Genomic DNA, 15,902 nt, shown 5'->3' with positions numbered 1-15,902 from the left:
ATGGGCGCGCTGAAACGCTGGCTGGGCGGCGCGCTGCTGGCGGCGGGCCTGGCGGCCTGCGCCCAGGTGGCCACCACCTCGGGCGGCGCCGTCGGCGTCAACCGCGGCCAGAGCATGCTGCTGTCCAGCCAGGAAGTGGAACGCATGTCCGCCCAGGCCTACGCCCAGCAGCTGCAGCAGGCGCGCGCGGCCGGCAAGCTCAATGCCGACCCGGCGTTGACGGCCCGGGTGCGCCGCATCTCGCAGCGCTTGATCGCCCAGACGCCGGCCTTCCGCCCGGACGCGCGCAACTGGCGCTGGGAAGTGAACGTGCTGTCCACCGACGACATGAACGCCTACGCCATGGCTGGCGGCAAGATCATGGTCTACACCGGCTTGGTCAAGCAGCTGAAGCTGACCGACGCCGAGCTGGCGGCGGTGATAGGCCACGAGATTTCCCACGCGCTGCGCGAGCACACGCGCGAGAACATGAGCCAGGCTTATGTGCAGCAAGTGGGCCTGTCGCTGGTGGGCGCGCTGGCCGGTTTCAGCGCGGACCAGATGCGTTTGGCGTCCATGGTCACCGACGTGACGCTGAACAAGCCGCACAGCCGCGCCATGGAGTCCGAGGCCGACATCATGGGCCTGGAACTGATGGCGCGCGCCGGCTACGACCCCAACGCCGCGGTCAAGGTCTGGCAGAAGATGCAGGCGGCCGGCAACGGCGGCGGCCCGGAGTTCCTGTCCACCCACCCGTCCGGCCCCACCCGCATTCACGACCTGCAGGCGCGCATTCCGCAAGTGTGGCCGCTGTATCAAGCGGCGGCGCGGAAAGACTGAGCGATGCCGCTGCCCGCCGCCCTGTTAGACGAACTGCTGGCCCACGCCTGCGCGCTGCCCGGCGCGGCCTTCGACGTCAAGTGGGGCGGCCAGCGCGTCGTTTCCATCGGCGGCAAGATGTTTCTGGTTTGCGGCGGCGACGCGCTCAGCTACAAGGTGGACGACGAGGACTTCCTGCCGCTGTCCGGCCTGCCCGGCGCGCGGCCGGCGCCCTATCTGGCCCGCGCGCGCTGGATACAGGTCAGCGACACCGAGGCGCTGTCGCCGGACGCGCTGCGCCAAGGCATCGCGCGCTCGCGCGAGCTGGTGTTGCAAAAGCTGCCCAAGGCGCAAAGAGCCTGGCCATGAAACGCAGGAACCACCAAGCGGCGCCGACGGTCCATCGTTCATTCCTTCAATCCTGCCCTGCCTCGGTCATCGCATCGTGAACTACCTCTATCTCAAAGCGTTTCACATCTTCTTCGTCGTGTCCTGGTTCGCCGGCCTGTTCTACCTGCCGCGGCTATTCGTCAACCTGGCCCAGGCCGGGCACCCGGCGGAATATGACCGCCTGCTGCTGATGGCGCGCAAGCTGCTGCGCTTCATGACGCCGCTGGCCGCGCTGGCCATCGCCTGCGGCCTGTGGCTATGGCTGGGCTTCGGCATAGGCGGCGGCTGGCTGCACGCCAAGCTGACCCTGGTGCTGCTGCTGATCGCCTATCACGGCTACTGCGCCAAGCTGTACGCCGACTTCGCCGCCCGCCGTAACCACAAAAGCCATGTCTGGTTCCGCGTGTTCAACGAGCTGCCGGTGTTCGCGTTGCTGGCCATCGTGATCCTGGTGGTGGTCAAGCCGTTCTGAGCCGGGAGAGCAGGATGAGACCATTATTCGCCGCCAGCCTGTTGTTGATCGCCGCCACCGCCTGCGCGCGCGCGCCGCTGGCCCCGCCGCGGCCGGCTGCCCTGCAACTGAGCATGGAGCGCGACGGCGAGGCGCGGCGTCCCTTGACCATGTGCCTAGCCGCCGACGGCAGCTTCGCCGGCGCCAGCCACGAGGACGGCATGACCCTCAGCGTCAGCGGCCGCCTGACGGCGGCGCGCGGCACCGCCCTGCCTACCGTGAACCTGCATCTGGAAAAGCGAGAAGGCGAAGCGCGCCAACGCCTGGACAACCAGCTTGCGCTGGAAGCAGGCAAGACCCTGCTGGGGGCCATGCTGCTGCAGGTTCATCCGCAGGACGAGGCCTCCGGCGTGGAGCCGCAGCAGAGCAGCCTGACCTTTTACCTGGAGCCGCTGGCGGCCTGCCCGCCGGCTCCGCAACCGTGATTTGAAAAGGAGGGTGCGATGGCACTCGAAATCGAACGCCGCTTCCGCGTGAGCGGCGACGCCTGGCGCGGCCTGGCCCCCGGCGTGCCATACCGCCAGGGCTACCTGTCGGTGGAAAAGGAACGCACCGTGCGCGTGCGCGTGGTGGGCCAGCAGGCCTGGCTGACGCTGAAGGGCAATATCAGCGACGTCACGCGCCACGAGTTCGAATATGAAATCCCGCTGGCCGACGCGCAAACCATCATGGGCGCGATGTGCCCCATGGTGGTGGACAAGCTGCGCCACCGCATCGAGCATGGCGGCTTCATCTGGGAGGTGGACGAATTCTTCGGCGACAACGCCGGTCTGGTGCTGGCCGAGATCGAGCTGCCGGGCGAGGACACCCCGTTCGACAAGCCGGCCTGGCTGGGCGAGGAGGTGACGCACGACGGCCGCTTCACCAATGCCTACCTGTCCAAGCACCCGTTCAGCCGTTGGTAAGTCCTGTCCCGTCTCCCGAGCGGGAGACGGGCACCGCGTCACTTATCCACACCCGCCCCCCATTTCCCGTTTTTATCCACACCCCGCCCATCCGGCCCGCCTCTCGGGTAAAATGCCCGCATCACGGCGGCCCTCGTCGCGCCGCCGCGCCCTCTCACTTAGCGGCAGACGCCGCCAGACAAGGAAAAACCATGTCCCGCAATCTGGAACTGTTCGAACGTGGCAAGCAAGTGATCCCCGGCGGCGTCAACTCGCCGGTGCGCGCCTTTGGCCAGGTGGGCGGCACGCCGCGCTTCGTCGCCCGCGCCGAAGGCGCCTATTTCTGGGACGCCGACGGCAAACAGTATCTGGACTACGTCGGTTCCTGGGGCCCGGCCATCGTCGGCCACGCCCATCCGGAGGTGGTGAAGGCGGTGCAGGACGCGGCCGTGGGCGGCCTGTCCTTCGGCGCGCCGACCGAGGGCGAAGTGGTGATCGCCGAGGAGATCTGCAAGCTGCTGCCGTCGGTCGAGCAGGTGCGTCTGGTGTCGTCCGGCACCGAAGCGACCATGACCGCCATCCGCCTGGCGCGCGGCTTCACCGGCCGCGACCTGATCGTCAAGTTCGAAGGCTGCTACCACGGCCACTCCGACAGCCTGCTGGTGAAAGCCGGCTCCGGCCTCTTGACCTTCGGCAATCCGTCCTCCGGCGGCGTGCCGGCCGATTTCACCAAGCACACCCTGGTGCTGCAGTACAACGACGCGGAGCAGCTGGCGCGCACCTTCGCCGAGATCGGCGACCAGATCGCCTGCGTGATCCTGGAGCCGATCGCCGGCAACATGAACCTGATCCAGCCGTCGCGCGAATTCGTCCAGGCGCTGCGCAGCCTGACGGAAAAACACGGCGCGGTGCTGATCTACGACGAGGTGATGACCGGCTTCCGCGTGGCCAAGGGCTGCGCCCAGGGCCTGCACGGCATCACCCCGGACCTGACCACGCTGGGCAAGGTGGTGGGCGGCGGCATGCCGCTGGCGGCCTTCGGCGGCCGCGCCGACATCATGGGCAAGATCGCGCCCTTGGGCACGGTCTACCAGGCCGGCACCCTGTCCGGCAACCCGCTGTCCGTCGCCGCCGGCCTGGCCACGCTGAAGCTGATCCAGCAACCGGGTTTCTACGAGACGCTGGGCGGCCGCACCGCGCGCCTGGCCCAGGGCCTGGCCGACGAGGCCAAGAAGGCCGGCGTCACGCTGTCCACCGACAGCGTGGGCGGCATGTTCGGCTTCTACTTCAGCGACAGGGCGCCGAAGTCCTACGCCGAAGCCACCGGCTGCGACATCGAGCGCTTCAAGCGCTTCTTCCACGCCATGCTGGACGAGGGCATCTACTTCGCGCCCTCGGCCTACGAGGCGGGTTTCGTCTCCATCGCCCACAGCGACGACATGATTGAACAGACCGTCGCCGCCGCCGGCAGGGCCTTTGCCCGCGTCGCGGGCTGAGCCCGCCGGGTTGATCTGGCATAATGGCCGTCCGACATCTGTCCGACGGCTTTTTCATGTCTGCCTCCCCCCTGACTGCCCGCTTTGATGCCCTAAGCGAAATCCAGCAAGCGGTATTGTTCGCCCTGCTGATGTCGCTGTCCGGGCGCAACAAGACCGCCTTGCTCGCCCTCCTCAAAAGCATGGGCGTGCGCGCCAGCGCCACCCGCCAGCTCGATCACGCCGCGCTGGCCGGCCCGCTGGACGAACTGCTGGCGCAGGAATGGCTGGGCCTCAGCCAGGCCGGTTTGTACCGCATGCGGCGGCTGCGTCACAACGAGGCCTTGCTGGGTTTGTGGCGGCGCGGCGCGTTTGCCCGCTGGAAAGACGGCGTCAAAGCCTATCTGGATGGCCAGCGGCCCAGCTGGGGCCAGACCGGAACCGAACACTGCCCCATCGAAATGTGGCAGGCCCTGCTGGAAGGCGATGTCGCCAGCCTGATACGCTGGCTGCCGATCTGGGAATCCCACAGCCGGATGAAGCAGCATCCGCCGCTGGCGGAGATGCTGCTGGCCGACGCAGCCGGCCAACAGCTGTTGGCAGCCTTGCCGGCCACGGCCCAAACGGCGCTGCTGCTGCCGGTGCTGATCAGCCAGGGTTGGGAAATGCAAGCCGCCGCGCCGGCCTATCAATACGTCATCGGCAGGCTGGAGCATGACTTCAAGGACCAGCTGGCGCTGCAGGACGCGGCCGGACTGCTGGCCATCTGGCGCGGCGAGCTGGACCTGCTGGGCGAAATCTGTCCGGAAGGACTGGTCCTGGTGCCGGCCATCGCCCTGCATCTGGCACAGGGCCAACCCGAAGAAGCCCTGCAATCCATCGAATCCTGGCTGGCCCAGGTGCGCGCGCAAACGCGCAAGCGCAAGCTGGAACTGCCGCCCAACCTCAACCTGCTGTACGCGCTGGCCCTGGTGGCCAAAGGCGACATCGCCGGCAACAAGACCCTGGCCGAGCTGATCAAGCACGGCATCAAGCACCAATATGGCGAAGCCTATCCGCTGTTGCTGCGGCTGCAATGGCAAAGCGAGGGCAATGCCAAGGTGGCGCTGGAGCGGGAACCGCGCTTGCAAGGCCTGGATGGCCTGGTCTGCGCGCTGCTGCGCTACTGGCTGGATGATCCGGCAGCCAACACGCCGCAATGGGAAGCGGCGCTGCAGATGTTCGCCAAGCAGCTGCGCCGTGATGGCTACGCGCTGGCGGCCGAGGAAATCGACGCGCTGATGGAAGCGCAGTTCGGCCAGCCGCGCGCGCAGTCGGACTGGCATAGCCAGCGCAAGCTGGCGCCGTGGTTCCAGCTGTACCAGAAGCAGGCCGCCTGGCAACACGCGCTCAATGCCCTGGCCTTGCTGGGCAAGCCTGCTCCGCAGGCGGACAAGCCGGCGGCGGAGTCGCGCCTGGCCTGGTTGCTGACCCTGGGCCGCGGCGGCCCGACGCTGGAGCCGCGCGAGCAGAAGCTGTCCGCCAAGGGCCTGTGGAGCAAGGGCCGCGCCGTGGCACTCAAGCGCCTGCGCGAGGAAAGCGACAGCTTCGACTACCTGCTGGAGCAGGACCGGGAAATCATCGGCCATATCCGGCAAAACTATGATTACTACTACGGCGGCAGCCACTACGAACTGGATGGCGAGGCCGCGCTGCCGGCGCTGGCGGGCCACCCGGCGGTATTCTGGGCCGATGCGCCGGACACCCGGCTCGATGTGGCCATCGGCCAAGTCGCCTTGCAGCTGAAAGAATCGGCAAGCCAGATCCGGCTGCGGCTGATGCCGGACAAGATCCGCCCGGATAGCGCCCTGGTCTGGGACAAGGAAACACCCACCCGGCTCTTGGTCTATCCCGTCAGCGACGAGGCGCGCCAGATCGCCGCCATCGTCGGCAAAGAGTTATGCATTCCGCCGCAAGGCAAGAAACAGCTGATCGACGCCATCGGCGGCATCGCCCCCTTGCTGCCCATCCACTCCGACCTGCCGGAGCTGGCCGCCCACATCGACAGCGTGCCCGCCGACAGCAAGCTGTACGCCCACCTGCTGCCGTTGAACGAAGGCCTGCGCCTGCAATTGCTGGTGCGGCCGCTGCCTGGCGGCGGCTGGCAGCGGCCGGGCCAGGGCATGGAAAACGTGCTGGGCGAACAGGACGGCAAACCGGTGCAGGCGGTGCGCGATCTCAAGGCGGAGAAAAAAGCGCTGAAAACCGTGGAGGCCGCCTGCCCAGCGCTGCGCCTGGCCGACAGCGACGGCCGCGAATGGCAGCTGGACGAACCGCAGGCGGCGCTGGAAATGCTCAGCCAACTGCACGACATCGACCCTGCCTTGCTGGAGTGCGTCTGGCCGGAAGGCGAGCGCATGCGCATCCAGGGCCGGCGCGAAATGGGCGGCATGCGCTTCGCCTTGCAGTCGCACGGCGGCTGGTTCGAACTCTCGGGCGAGGTGGCGCTGGACGACGGCACCGTGCTGCAGCTGCGTCAATTGCTGCAGCTGATGCGCCACAGCCGCGGCCGCTTCGTCAAACTGGGCGAGGGCGACTGGCTGGCCTTGGGCGAAAGCCTGCGCCGCCGCCTGGAACAGCTGGCGCTGCTGGCCGATGGCGACGGCAGGCAGGGCGTGCGCTTCCATGCGCTGACGGCGCCGCTCCTGGCCGAGCTGCAGGCGGAAGCCGGCGCCTTCGAGGCCGACAGCGGCTGGCAAAAACAGCTGCGGCAACTCGAATCCCTGCGCGACTGGCATCCCGCCGCGCCCTCCACCCTGCAAGCCGAGCTGCGCGACTACCAGCAGGAAGGCTACCGCTGGCTGTCCCGGCTGGCGCGCTGGGGCGTCGGCGCCTGCCTGGCCGACGACATGGGCCTGGGCAAGACGGTGCAAACCCTGGCGCTGCTCTTGGAACGCGCGCCGGACGGCCCGCAGCTGGTGGCGGCGCCCACCTCGGTGGCGATGAACTGGCTGGCGGAAGCCGCCCGCTTCGCCCCCACGCTGAACCTGCGCGCCTTCCACCAGAACCGCGACCTGTCCGGGCTGGGACCCTTCGATGTGGTGGTGACCAGCTACGGCCTGCTGCAGCAGGAAGCCGACGCCTTCACCGCCCAGCATTGGCGCAGCGTGGTGCTGGACGAGGCGCAGGCCATCAAGAACGCGCAGACCAAGCGTTCCCAGGCCGCCATGGCGCTGAACGCTGACTTCCGCCTGGCCGTCAGCGGCACGCCGCTGGAAAACCACCTGGGCGAGCTGTGGAACCTGTTCCGTTTCCTCAACCCCTGCCTCTTGGGCAGCCAGGAACAGTTCAACCAGCGCTTCGCCGCGCCGATCGAAAACGGCGATGACGCCGCGCGCAAGGCGCTCAAGGCGCTGATCCAGCCCTTCATCCTGCGCCGCAACAAGACCCAGGTGCTGGACGAGCTGCCGCCGCGCACCGAAATCACCCACAAGGTCACGCTCAGCCGCGACGAGATGCACCTGTACGAAGCCCTGCGCCAGGAGGCGATGGACAAGCTGGACGCGCTGGGCGACGAGGACGGCAAACCGCTGCAGGTGCTGGCGGAAATCACCCGCCTGCGCCGCTTCTGCTGCCACCCCTCGCTGGCCGTCAAAAACAGCGCGCTGCCTGGCAGCAAGCTGGCCGCCTGCGCGGAAATCATCGACGAGCTGCTGGAAAACCGCCACAAGGCGCTGGTTTTCAGCCAATTCGTCGATCATTTGACCATCGTGCGCGAATATCTGGATCAACAAGGCATCGCCTACCAGTACCTGGACGGCGCCACCAGCGCCAAGGAGCGCAAGAACCGCGTGGACGCCTTCCAGGCCGGCGAGGGCGATATCTTCCTGATCAGCCTGAAAGCCGGCGGCACCGGCCTCAACCTCACCGCCGCCGACTACGTGATCCACCTGGACCCGTGGTGGAACCCGGCGGTGGAAGACCAGGCCTCGGACCGCGCGCACCGCATCGGCCAGCAAAGGCCGGTGACGGTGTACCGGCTGGTGGCCGAGCACACCATAGAAGAACAGATCGTCGCCCTGCACGCCAAGAAGCGCGACCTGGCCGACAGCCTGCTGGAAGGCGGCGAAGTCAGCGCCAAGCTGGACGCCGACGCGCTGCTGGCCTTGCTGAAAGGCGCGTGAGTTTGAGCGAAACCCTGCGCCTGATCTGGCGCCTGCGCCTGGCCGAATCCGGCGTCCAGTTGCAGCCGCTGCTGCAAAGCGCCGGCCCGGAGGGCTGGAGCCGCGGCCGCGCCTGCTCGCTGACTTCACTGTTGAACGAAGCGCGCGCCGCCGTAGCCGAACGCGACTTGCCCTTGCTGCGCCGCCTGCTCCACTGGCTGGAACAGCACGGTGGCGACGCCGGCTTGATCGACGCCGCGCCGCTGTTGCCGGTTTTGATAGACCACCCGCTGCTGTTCGACGCCGACGCGCCGGCGCGGCGCCTCCGCGTCGAGGCCGGCCAGGCCGCGCTGCAGCTGGAGCGCGTCGGCGCGGAGCTGCGCTTGAAGCTGCTGCCCGAGGGCCTGGCCAGCTGCGGCGGCCTGTTGTGGCAGCGGCCGCAGCCGGAGCGGGTATTGGTCTATCAACTGACCGACGAGCTGACGGCGCTGGCCGACCTGGTGGGCAATGGCCTGACCGTGCCCTGGCAGGCGCGGCAGCGCGTGCTGGAGGCGATACGCGAGGTCGCGCCCGGCCTGCCGCTGGTGGACGCCAGCCCGCAATTCGATCCCGCCCAGCCCTGCGAACCCGCCGATCCGACGCTGTACGCCTTGCTGACCCGCCAGCCGGAAGGCCTGCGCCTGCAGCTCAAGGTCAAGCCGCACCCGGCCGCCGCCTGGAGCGCGCCGGGCCGCGGCGCGGCCGGCCTGGTGCTGGACATAGACGGCGCCTACCGCCAGTTCGCGCGCGATCTGGCCGAGGAGGCGCGCCGGCTGCGCGCGCTGCGCGAGGCTTGCCCGGCCATCGCGCGCGGCCAGCGCGACGGCGACGGCTGGCTGTTCACCGACCAGCACTCGGCGCTGTCTCTGCTATCGCAATTGCAGGCGGCCGGCGAGGCGCGCGTGGCCTGCCTATGGCCGCAGGGCGACAAGATCCGCCTGGCCGCCGCCGAGGGCATGCCGCAGCTGAAACTGAAAGTGAAGCGGCGCGGCGGCTGGCTGCAAGCCGAGGGCGAGCTGGAGCTGGACGACGGCCGCATTCTGACCCTGCGCCACCTGTTGGCGGCGCTGGCAAATCAGAAGGGCAAGTATCTGCAGCTGTCCGACGGCGACTGGCTGGCCTTGTCCAGCAGCCTGCAACAGCGGCTCGGCGAGTTGGCCAGGATGGTGGACCACGCTGGCCCGGACGGGCTGGCCATCAGTCCGCTGGCCGGCCCGCGCCTGCAGGCGCTGGGCGAGGAGGCCGGCCAGTTCGACGGCGACGCCGGCTGGCAGCGGCAGGCTTCGCGCTGGCGCGAGGCGACGGCGTTCGAACCGCAAGTGCCGCCCACGCTCCAGGCCACTTTGCGGCCTTACCAGTTACAGGGTTTCGCCTGGATGGCGCGGCTGGCGCACTGGGGCGTGGGGGCCTGCCTGGCCGACGACATGGGCCTGGGCAAGACGGTGCAGACGCTGGCGCTGCTGCTGACCCGCGCCCAACTGGGCCCGCAACTGGCGGTGGCGCCCACCTCGGTCGCGCTGAACTGGCTGGCCGAAGCCGCCCGCTTCGCGCCCAGCCTGCGCCTGCGCGCCTACCACCAGCAGCGCCGGCTGGACGATATCGGCCCCGGCGACCTGGTGGTGGTCAGCTACGGCCTGCTGCAGCGCGAGGCCGAGGCGTTCGGCGAGGTGCATTGGGCATCCGTGGTGCTGGACGAGGCGCAGGCGATCAAGAACCCGCAGAGCCAGCGCGCCCAGGTGGCGCAAAGCCTGCGCGCCGATTTCCGCCTGGCGGCCAGCGGCACGCCGGTGGAAAACCATCTGGGCGAGCTGTGGAGCCTGTTCCGCTTCATCGCGCCGGGATTGCTGGGTAATCTGGCGCAGTTCGAGCAGCGCTACGCCCAGCCGATAGCCGATGGCGACGAGACCGCGCGCGCGCAGTTGAAGGCGCTGATCCAGCCTTATCTATTGCGCCGAACCAAGCGCGAGGTGCTGACCGAGCTGCCGCCCAAGACCGAGGCCACGCGCCTGATCGAGCTATCCGAGCAGGAGCGCCACGTCTACGAGGCGATGCGGCAGGAAGCGCTGGCCCGCGTGGCGGAGGCCGATCCGGCCGCCGGCGGCCAGACCATGCAGGCGCTGGCCGAGTTGACCCGGCTGCGCCGCTTCTGCTGCCATCCCAAGCTGGTACAGCCCGACAGCGCGCTGCCGGCCAGCAAGCTGGCGGCCTTCGCCGAGATCTGCGAGGAGCTGCTGGACAACGGCCACAAGGCCCTGGTGTTCAGCCAGTTCGTCGACCACCTGGCGCTGGTGGCCGAGCACCTGAAGCAGCAAGGCGTCCGCTTCCATTATCTGGATGGATCGACGCCGGCCAAGCAGCGCAAGGCCAGCATGGACGCCTTCCAGGCCGGCGACGGCGACCTGTTCCTGATCAGCCTGAAGGCCGGCGGCACCGGCCTCAACCTCACCGCCGCCGACTACGTGATCCATCTCGACCCCTGGTGGAACCCGGCGGTGGAAGACCAGGCGTCCGACCGCGCCTACCGCATGGGCCAGCAGCGGCCGGTGACGGTGTACCGGCTGGTGGCGGCCGGCACCATCGAGGAAAAAATCGTCGAGCTGCACCGCGACAAGCGCGCGTTGGCCGACAGCCTGCTGGCCGGCGGCGACGCCAGCGCGCGGCTGGACGGCGAGGCGCTGCTCGCCTTGCTGCGCGGGGTGGGCGGTTAGCGGAAGCGCCTGCCCGCGACGCCTCGTGGCGGCCGCATGTTCAAGGCCAACGTCGCCTTCGACGACCATCCCAACGAGCTGCGCTTCGCCGACCGCATCCAGACGGTGTCGGTCGACTCCATCATCCACTTCCTGGATGGCCGCGAGGAAGGCTGGAAAGTGGAAGAGATCGCCGGCCCCCAAGCCAGACGCTACTGAGGGCCGCCAACCAAACCCGGCAACGCGGCACCAGGAGCGGTCATCGGCGCTAAGCGCGATTCAGCCCCGGCGACAAGCGGGCAGCCGTGGCCGTCGGCTTGCCCTCCCGCGCCGCCAGCCAGGCGCCCAGGCTGACGCAAACCAGGCCCGCGGCCAAGTAGCCGGTCAACGGTTCGCCCAGAATCGGCACCGCCAGCAGGCCGGCCAGAATCGGGATCAAGGCGAACAGGGCGCTGACGCGCACCGTGCCCAGGATGGCGCTGGCGCGCAGATACAGCAGCATGGCGCAGATGGCCGCGCCCACGCCTTGGTACACGGCCTGGAAGGCCAGCGCGCCCCAGGACGCCTCCGCCAGATGCTTGGGCAGGAACAAGACATAGATAGGCAGGTAGAGCAGGGCCGCCATGATGGTGATGGCGCGCGTCAGCGGCCAGGGCTGGAAGCCCCAGCGCCGCGCCAGCACGCCGAAACTGGCCCAGCTCAGCGAGGACAGCAGCAAGAGCAGGTCGCCCGGCAGGGTATGGCCGCCGGCCGCGCCGAACATCGGCATGGCGCTGATGGCCAGGCCCAGCGCGATCAAGGCATAGCCCGGCAGCTTATGGCGCTGCAAGGCCTCGCCGGCGAACAGCCAAGCGAACACCGCCGCCAAAAAGGGCTGCAGCCCCGGCAGCAGCAAGCCGCCATGCGCCGCCGGCGCGTATTTGAAGCCGCAATAGGCGAAGATGCTGACGCCCAGGCCGCCCAGCAAGGTCAGCAGCCAGATCCTGGCGTCGCGCAGCGCGCCTGCCGGCAGGCCGCCGGCAAACAGCAAGGCCAACGCCGCCGTGCCCACGCGCAGCGCCAGCACATCGGTGCCGGCCAGCGCGCCCTTTCCCGCCAGGCGCGACACGATGTTGAAGCCGGTCCAGATGGCGACGGCGCCGAAGGCCGCCAGATAGCCCCGGCGCAAAGAGTGAACGGACATATCGGTTCTCCAGTGAGGAATGCGCCCATGCTAGCCCGCCCCATCATTCATTAAAAATGAATTATTATGATAATAATCATCTCAAGGAGAGAATGATGGAGCTAGACGAACTGCGTATCTTCCAGGCCGTGCTGCAGGAAGAAAGCGTCACCCGCGCCGCCCAGCGCCTGCACAGGGTGCAATCCAACGTCACCACGCGGCTGCGCCAGCTCGAAGACAAACTGGGCGTGGCGCTGTTCCTGCGCGAGGGCAAGCGGCTGATCCCCACCGACGCCGCCTGGCGGCTGGACGACTACGCCGAACGCCTGCTGGCGCTGTCCGAGGAAGCGGGCCAAGCCGTGGCCGACGGCGCGCCGCGCGGCCGCCTGCGGCTGGGATCGATGGAAAGCACGGCCGGCGCGCGGCTGGCGCCGCCCCTGGCCGCCTACCACCGCCGCTACCCCGAGGTGCAGCTGGAACTGCAAACCGGCGTCTCACGCGACCTGGTCCACGCCGTGCGCGAAGGCAGGCTGGACGCGGCGCTGGTCAGCGGCGCCTTCGGCGACGAGCGGCTGGAGGAAATCCCGGTGTTCGAGGAAACCATCGTGCTGGTGGCCGCGGCCGGCCGGGAGCGCCTGTCGCTGGACTGGCTGGCGGACTCCACGCTGCTGGCCTTCGGCAGCGGCTGCGCCTACCGTCAGCGGCTGGAGTCCTGGCTGCAGGAGCAGGGCCTGCAGCCGCGCCGCGTCATCGAGATGGGCTCCTATCACGCCATGCTAGGCTGCGTCGCTTGCGGCATGGGCCTGGCCATGCTGCCGCAAAGCCTGCTGGACAGCATGCCGCTGCAAGCGGCCCAGGTCTCGGTCCATCCGCTACCGGACGACTTGCGGCTGTCGCAGACCCTGCTGGTGCGCCGCCGCGGCGTGCGCCACCCGGCGCTGGACGCCATGCTGGAGCTGTTGCGGCAGGCGCCAGCCGCCGCGCTTGAGCCGGCGCAAGCGCCATCCATTCCCGCCCTTGGCGCGATGCACTAAGATGATCGGTCTAAGGAGAAATACATGACGCTGAACCTTGCCGACATCCGTTTGGAATACTCAAAGAAAGAGCTGTCGCCGGATGACTGCCTGCCCGATCCAGTCGCCCAGTTCGAGCTCTGGCTCAACGAGGCCATCGCCGCCCAGGTGCACGAGCCCACGGCGATGAACCTGGCGGCGGTCGGCGTCGACGGGCGGCCGTCTTCGCGCATCGTGCTGCTCAAGGGCGTGGAAGACGGGCAGCTGCTGTTCTACAGCAATTACCAAAGCCGCAAGGGACAGGCGCTGGACGCCAATCCCTTTGTCGCGCTCACCTTCTTCTGGCCGGAGCTGGAGCGCCAGGTGCGGGTGGAAGGAAAAGCCTGCCGCGTGGCGCCGGAAGTGTCCGACGCCTACTTCGCCAGCCGCCCCTACACCAGCCGCCTGGGTGCCTGGGCCAGCGAGCAGAGCAGCGAAATCTCGTCCAAAGCCGTGCTGGTGACGCGCGCCGCGATGTACGGCGCCCGCTACCCCATCAACGTGCCGCGCCCGCCGCACTGGGGCGGCTACGCCGTGGTGCCGGACCGGGTGGAGTTCTGGCAAGGCCGCCCCAGCCGCCTGCATGACCGCGTGCTGTACACCTTGGGCGAAAACGGCGGCTGGACGCTGTCTAGGCTGGCGCCCTGAGCCTGTCCGGGCCAGCCAGGACGCGAGTGTCATTTTTTTGCAAAAACCCTCTGTGAATAAAACCAAAGCCCGGATCATCCGGGCTTTTTCATTACCACGCTCCCGCCTCAAGCAGCACATCCCGCCCCGCCAGGCAAACGATCCAGCAAATTCCTGCGCAGAAAATCCCTGGCAACTGACTCAAAGAACAGATGCGGATGAGGGCGAAAAATCCAATACCTAACTTATGCATTTGGGATTAAACGGGTCAGGACACTAGCCTTTGTCCCGATCGCGCCGCCCGCCTGGCAGGGCGCCGGCCGATCCCCGCCCTCCCAAGGCTGCCGCGCAGACGCGGCCCGGACCAGCAAAACCGGGTGGCGAACCATGCAGCGGGGCGATGCGCACGGCCGCAACAGACAGCCGGCGAATCCACATCGTCCAGGCAGCATCGTTCGTCCTTTCTCCGACAAGAGAACGACAACCCGTCCGGCCCCGTATCGCGGCCCGTAGCCGCCGGCCATCCGCCGTCGGCGTATTGCGAGACACACCCAACTCTCGCCTTGTCTACATATGGAGTTACGTGATGAGAAAACAGCAACTGATGCTGCGTGGTCTGGTCCTGTCCGCCCTGGCTGTCTTCAGCTCGGCGGCGATGTCGGCGGAACGCATCAATCTGGAAAAAATGGGCAAGCTCCAGGCTGACAGCGCCTCGGCGTTCACCGGCGTCAATCAGGCAGACCTGAAGCCGCTGCGCAGCACCCAGTTCTCCACCGGCAAGGTGGTGACCCGCTATCAGCAGTACTACCAAGGCGTGCCGGTATGGGGCGAGGCCGTGGTCGAGGAAAAATCGGCCGCCGCGCTGAAAGCCGTGCCGGGCAAGCTGTCCGGCCACTACATCGCCGGCATCCAGTCCGACCTGGCCTCCGCCAAGCCGACCCTGAGCCGCGAGCAGGTCCTGTCCCAGGCCAAGTCGCTGAAAGCCAATGGCCAGCGCACGTACAACGACAAGACCGAACTGGTGGTGCGCCTGAACGATCGCAACGTCGCGCAGCTGGTCTACCTGGTGTCCTTCGTCGTCGACGACGGCAAGGCCCCCAGCCGTCCGAACTTCATCATCGACGCCAACAGCGGCCAGGTGCTGAAGCAATGGGAAGGCCTGAGCCACGCCGAAGCCAACGGCCCCGGCGGCAATGCCAAAACAGGCCAGTACTATTACGGCAAGGACTACGGCCCGCTGATCGTGACCAGCGATTGCAAGATGGACAGCGGCAACGTCATCACCGTCAACCTGAACGGCGGCACCAGCGGCAGCACGCCGTACAAGTTCGCCTGCCCGACCAACACCTACAAGCAGATCAACGGCGCCTATTCGCCGCTGAACGACGCGCACTACTTCGGCAACGTGGTGTTCAACCTGTACAAGGACTGGTTCGGCCTGCGCCCGATCAGCCAGAAGCTGTACATGAAGGTCCACTACAGCCGCAACTATGAAAACGCGTTCTGGGACGGCAGCGCCATGCACTTCGGCGACGGCTACCGCACCTTCTATCCGCTGGTCTCGCTGGACGTCTCCGCGCACGAAGTCAGCCACGGCTTCACCGAGCAGAACTCCGGCCTGGTCTACGACGGCCAATCCGGCGGCATCAACGAAGCCTTCTCCGACATGGCCGGCGAAGCCGCCGAGTACTACATGAAGGGCAAGAACGACTTCCTGGTGGGCGCGGAGATCTTCAAGAAGACCGGCGCGTTGCGCTACTTCGCCGACCCGACCAAGGACGGCGGCTCCATCGGCAACGCCAAGGACTACTACGACGGCCTGGACGTACACTACTCCAGCGGCGTGTACAACAAGGCCTTCTACCTGATCGCCACCAGCGCCGGCTGGAACACCCGCAAGGCGTTTGAAGTGTTCACCGACGCCAACCGCCTGTACTGGGACGCCAACGCCACCTACAACAGCGCCGCCTGCGGCGTGATCAAGGCGGCCGATGCCCGCGGCTACAACAGCGCGGACGTGACCAAGGCCTTCAGCGCCGTCGGCGTAAGCTGCCAGTAAGCCCCGCCTCGCGGCCCTTCGCGGGCCGCGGCTGACCACGGGCCGGCGCCGGGAGGCGCCGGCCTTCGCTCGGGAG

General features: G+C 67.9%; 13 protein-coding genes. 12 read left to right on the top strand and 1 reads right to left on the bottom strand.

Annotation, left to right across the window (positions count from 1 at the left end; all coding sequences use genetic code 11):
• The 9 genes from FYK34_RS17895 (at position 1) to FYK34_RS17855 (ending at position 11,145) form a co-directional block, all read left to right on the top strand.
• Entirely contained in the window at positions 1-819 is an 819-nt protein-coding gene (locus tag FYK34_RS17895) for a M48 family metallopeptidase (RefSeq protein WP_149298825.1), read from the top strand.
• A gap of 3 nt (positions 820-822) precedes the next feature.
• The gene (locus tag FYK34_RS17890) at positions 823-1,167 is read left to right on the top strand and encodes an MmcQ/YjbR family DNA-binding protein (protein ID WP_149298823.1); all 345 of its coding nucleotides are present in this window, start codon (positions 823-825) and stop codon (positions 1,165-1,167) included.
• Positions 1,168-1,243: 76 nt separating this feature from the next.
• Entirely contained in the window at positions 1,244-1,660 is a 417-nt protein-coding gene (locus FYK34_RS17885) for a CopD family protein (RefSeq protein WP_149298821.1), read from the top strand.
• A 14-nt stretch (positions 1,661-1,674) separates the two neighbouring features.
• Positions 1,675-2,124, top strand: coding sequence for a hypothetical protein (locus FYK34_RS17880; RefSeq protein WP_149298819.1), 450 nt, complete (start codon positions 1,675-1,677; stop codon positions 2,122-2,124).
• Between the two features lie 18 nt (positions 2,125-2,142).
• On the top strand, positions 2,143-2,604 hold the full coding sequence (locus tag FYK34_RS17875) for a CYTH domain-containing protein (RefSeq protein WP_149298817.1): 462 nt from the start codon (positions 2,143-2,145) through the stop codon (positions 2,602-2,604).
• A gap of 191 nt (positions 2,605-2,795) precedes the next feature.
• Positions 2,796-4,079: a glutamate-1-semialdehyde 2,1-aminomutase gene (gene hemL / locus FYK34_RS17870; RefSeq protein ID WP_149298815.1), complete on the top strand. Its 1,284-nt coding sequence runs from the start codon at positions 2,796-2,798 to the stop codon at positions 4,077-4,079.
• Between the two features lie 56 nt (positions 4,080-4,135).
• Complete coding sequence (locus FYK34_RS17865) at positions 4,136-8,221, top strand: DEAD/DEAH box helicase (protein WP_149298813.1); 4,086 nt, start codon at positions 4,136-4,138, stop codon at positions 8,219-8,221.
• The gene (locus tag FYK34_RS17860) at positions 8,218-10,947 is read left to right on the top strand and encodes a DEAD/DEAH box helicase (protein WP_149298811.1); all 2,730 of its coding nucleotides are present in this window, start codon (positions 8,218-8,220) and stop codon (positions 10,945-10,947) included. Before FYK34_RS17865 ends, FYK34_RS17860 begins: the two co-directional genes overlap by 4 nt.
• Positions 10,948-10,983: 36 nt before the next feature.
• Positions 10,984-11,145 (top strand): DUF2145 domain-containing protein, encoded by a 162-nt coding sequence (locus FYK34_RS17855; protein WP_231137309.1) that lies wholly within the window; start codon positions 10,984-10,986, stop codon positions 11,143-11,145.
• A 49-nt stretch (positions 11,146-11,194) separates the two neighbouring features.
• Here FYK34_RS17855 and FYK34_RS17850 read toward each other — a convergent pair whose 3' ends face one another.
• Complete coding sequence (locus FYK34_RS17850; protein ID WP_149298809.1) at positions 11,195-12,109, bottom strand: DMT family transporter; 915 nt, start codon at positions 12,107-12,109, stop codon at positions 11,195-11,197.
• Between the two features lie 95 nt (positions 12,110-12,204).
• On the opposite strand from FYK34_RS17850, the gene FYK34_RS17845 reads away from it, so the two are divergent.
• The 3 genes from FYK34_RS17845 (at position 12,205) to FYK34_RS17835 (ending at position 15,826) form a co-directional block, all read left to right on the top strand.
• Complete coding sequence (locus FYK34_RS17845) at positions 12,205-13,122, top strand: LysR family transcriptional regulator (protein WP_149298807.1); 918 nt, start codon at positions 12,205-12,207, stop codon at positions 13,120-13,122.
• A 24-nt stretch (positions 13,123-13,146) separates the two neighbouring features.
• Positions 13,147-13,788 carry a pyridoxamine 5'-phosphate oxidase gene (gene pdxH / locus FYK34_RS17840; protein ID WP_149298805.1) on the top strand — a complete coding sequence of 214 codons (642 nt, stop codon included), beginning with the start codon at positions 13,147-13,149 and terminating at the stop codon, positions 13,786-13,788.
• Between the two features lie 565 nt (positions 13,789-14,353).
• A complete protein-coding gene (locus tag FYK34_RS17835; protein ID WP_149298803.1) occupies positions 14,354-15,826 on the top strand; it encodes a M4 family metallopeptidase in 1,473 nt (490 codons plus the stop codon).
• The last annotated feature ends 76 nt before the right edge of the window (positions 15,827-15,902 follow it).

This window comes from Chromobacterium paludis (genome assembly GCF_008275125.1).
In the GTDB taxonomy this organism is placed as follows: domain Bacteria; phylum Pseudomonadota; class Gammaproteobacteria; order Burkholderiales; family Chromobacteriaceae; genus Chromobacterium; species Chromobacterium paludis.
This window is presented reverse-complemented; position numbering and strand designations above follow the sequence as displayed.

Coding starts and splice junctions, on each gene's coding strand:
- FYK34_RS17890 (WP_149298823.1), top strand. CDS start 823: ATGCCGCTGCCCGCCGCCCTGTTAGACGAACTGCTGGCCCACGCCTGC.
- hemL (WP_149298815.1), top strand. CDS start 2,796: ATGTCCCGCAATCTGGAACTGTTCGAACGTGGCAAGCAAGTGATCCCC.
- FYK34_RS17855 (WP_231137309.1), top strand. CDS start 10,984: ATGTTCAAGGCCAACGTCGCCTTCGACGACCATCCCAACGAGCTGCGC.
- FYK34_RS17850 (WP_149298809.1), bottom strand. CDS start 12,109: ATGTCCGTTCACTCTTTGCGCCGGGGCTATCTGGCGGCCTTCGGCGCC.
- pdxH (WP_149298805.1), top strand. CDS start 13,147: ATGACGCTGAACCTTGCCGACATCCGTTTGGAATACTCAAAGAAAGAG.
- FYK34_RS17865 (WP_149298813.1), top strand. CDS start 4,136: ATGTCTGCCTCCCCCCTGACTGCCCGCTTTGATGCCCTAAGCGAAATC.
- FYK34_RS17845 (WP_149298807.1), top strand. CDS start 12,205: ATGGAGCTAGACGAACTGCGTATCTTCCAGGCCGTGCTGCAGGAAGAA.
- FYK34_RS17835 (WP_149298803.1), top strand. CDS start 14,354: ATGAGAAAACAGCAACTGATGCTGCGTGGTCTGGTCCTGTCCGCCCTG.
- FYK34_RS17875 (WP_149298817.1), top strand. CDS start 2,143: ATGGCACTCGAAATCGAACGCCGCTTCCGCGTGAGCGGCGACGCCTGG.
- FYK34_RS17880 (WP_149298819.1), top strand. CDS start 1,675: ATGAGACCATTATTCGCCGCCAGCCTGTTGTTGATCGCCGCCACCGCC.
- FYK34_RS17895 (WP_149298825.1), top strand. CDS start 1: ATGGGCGCGCTGAAACGCTGGCTGGGCGGCGCGCTGCTGGCGGCGGGC.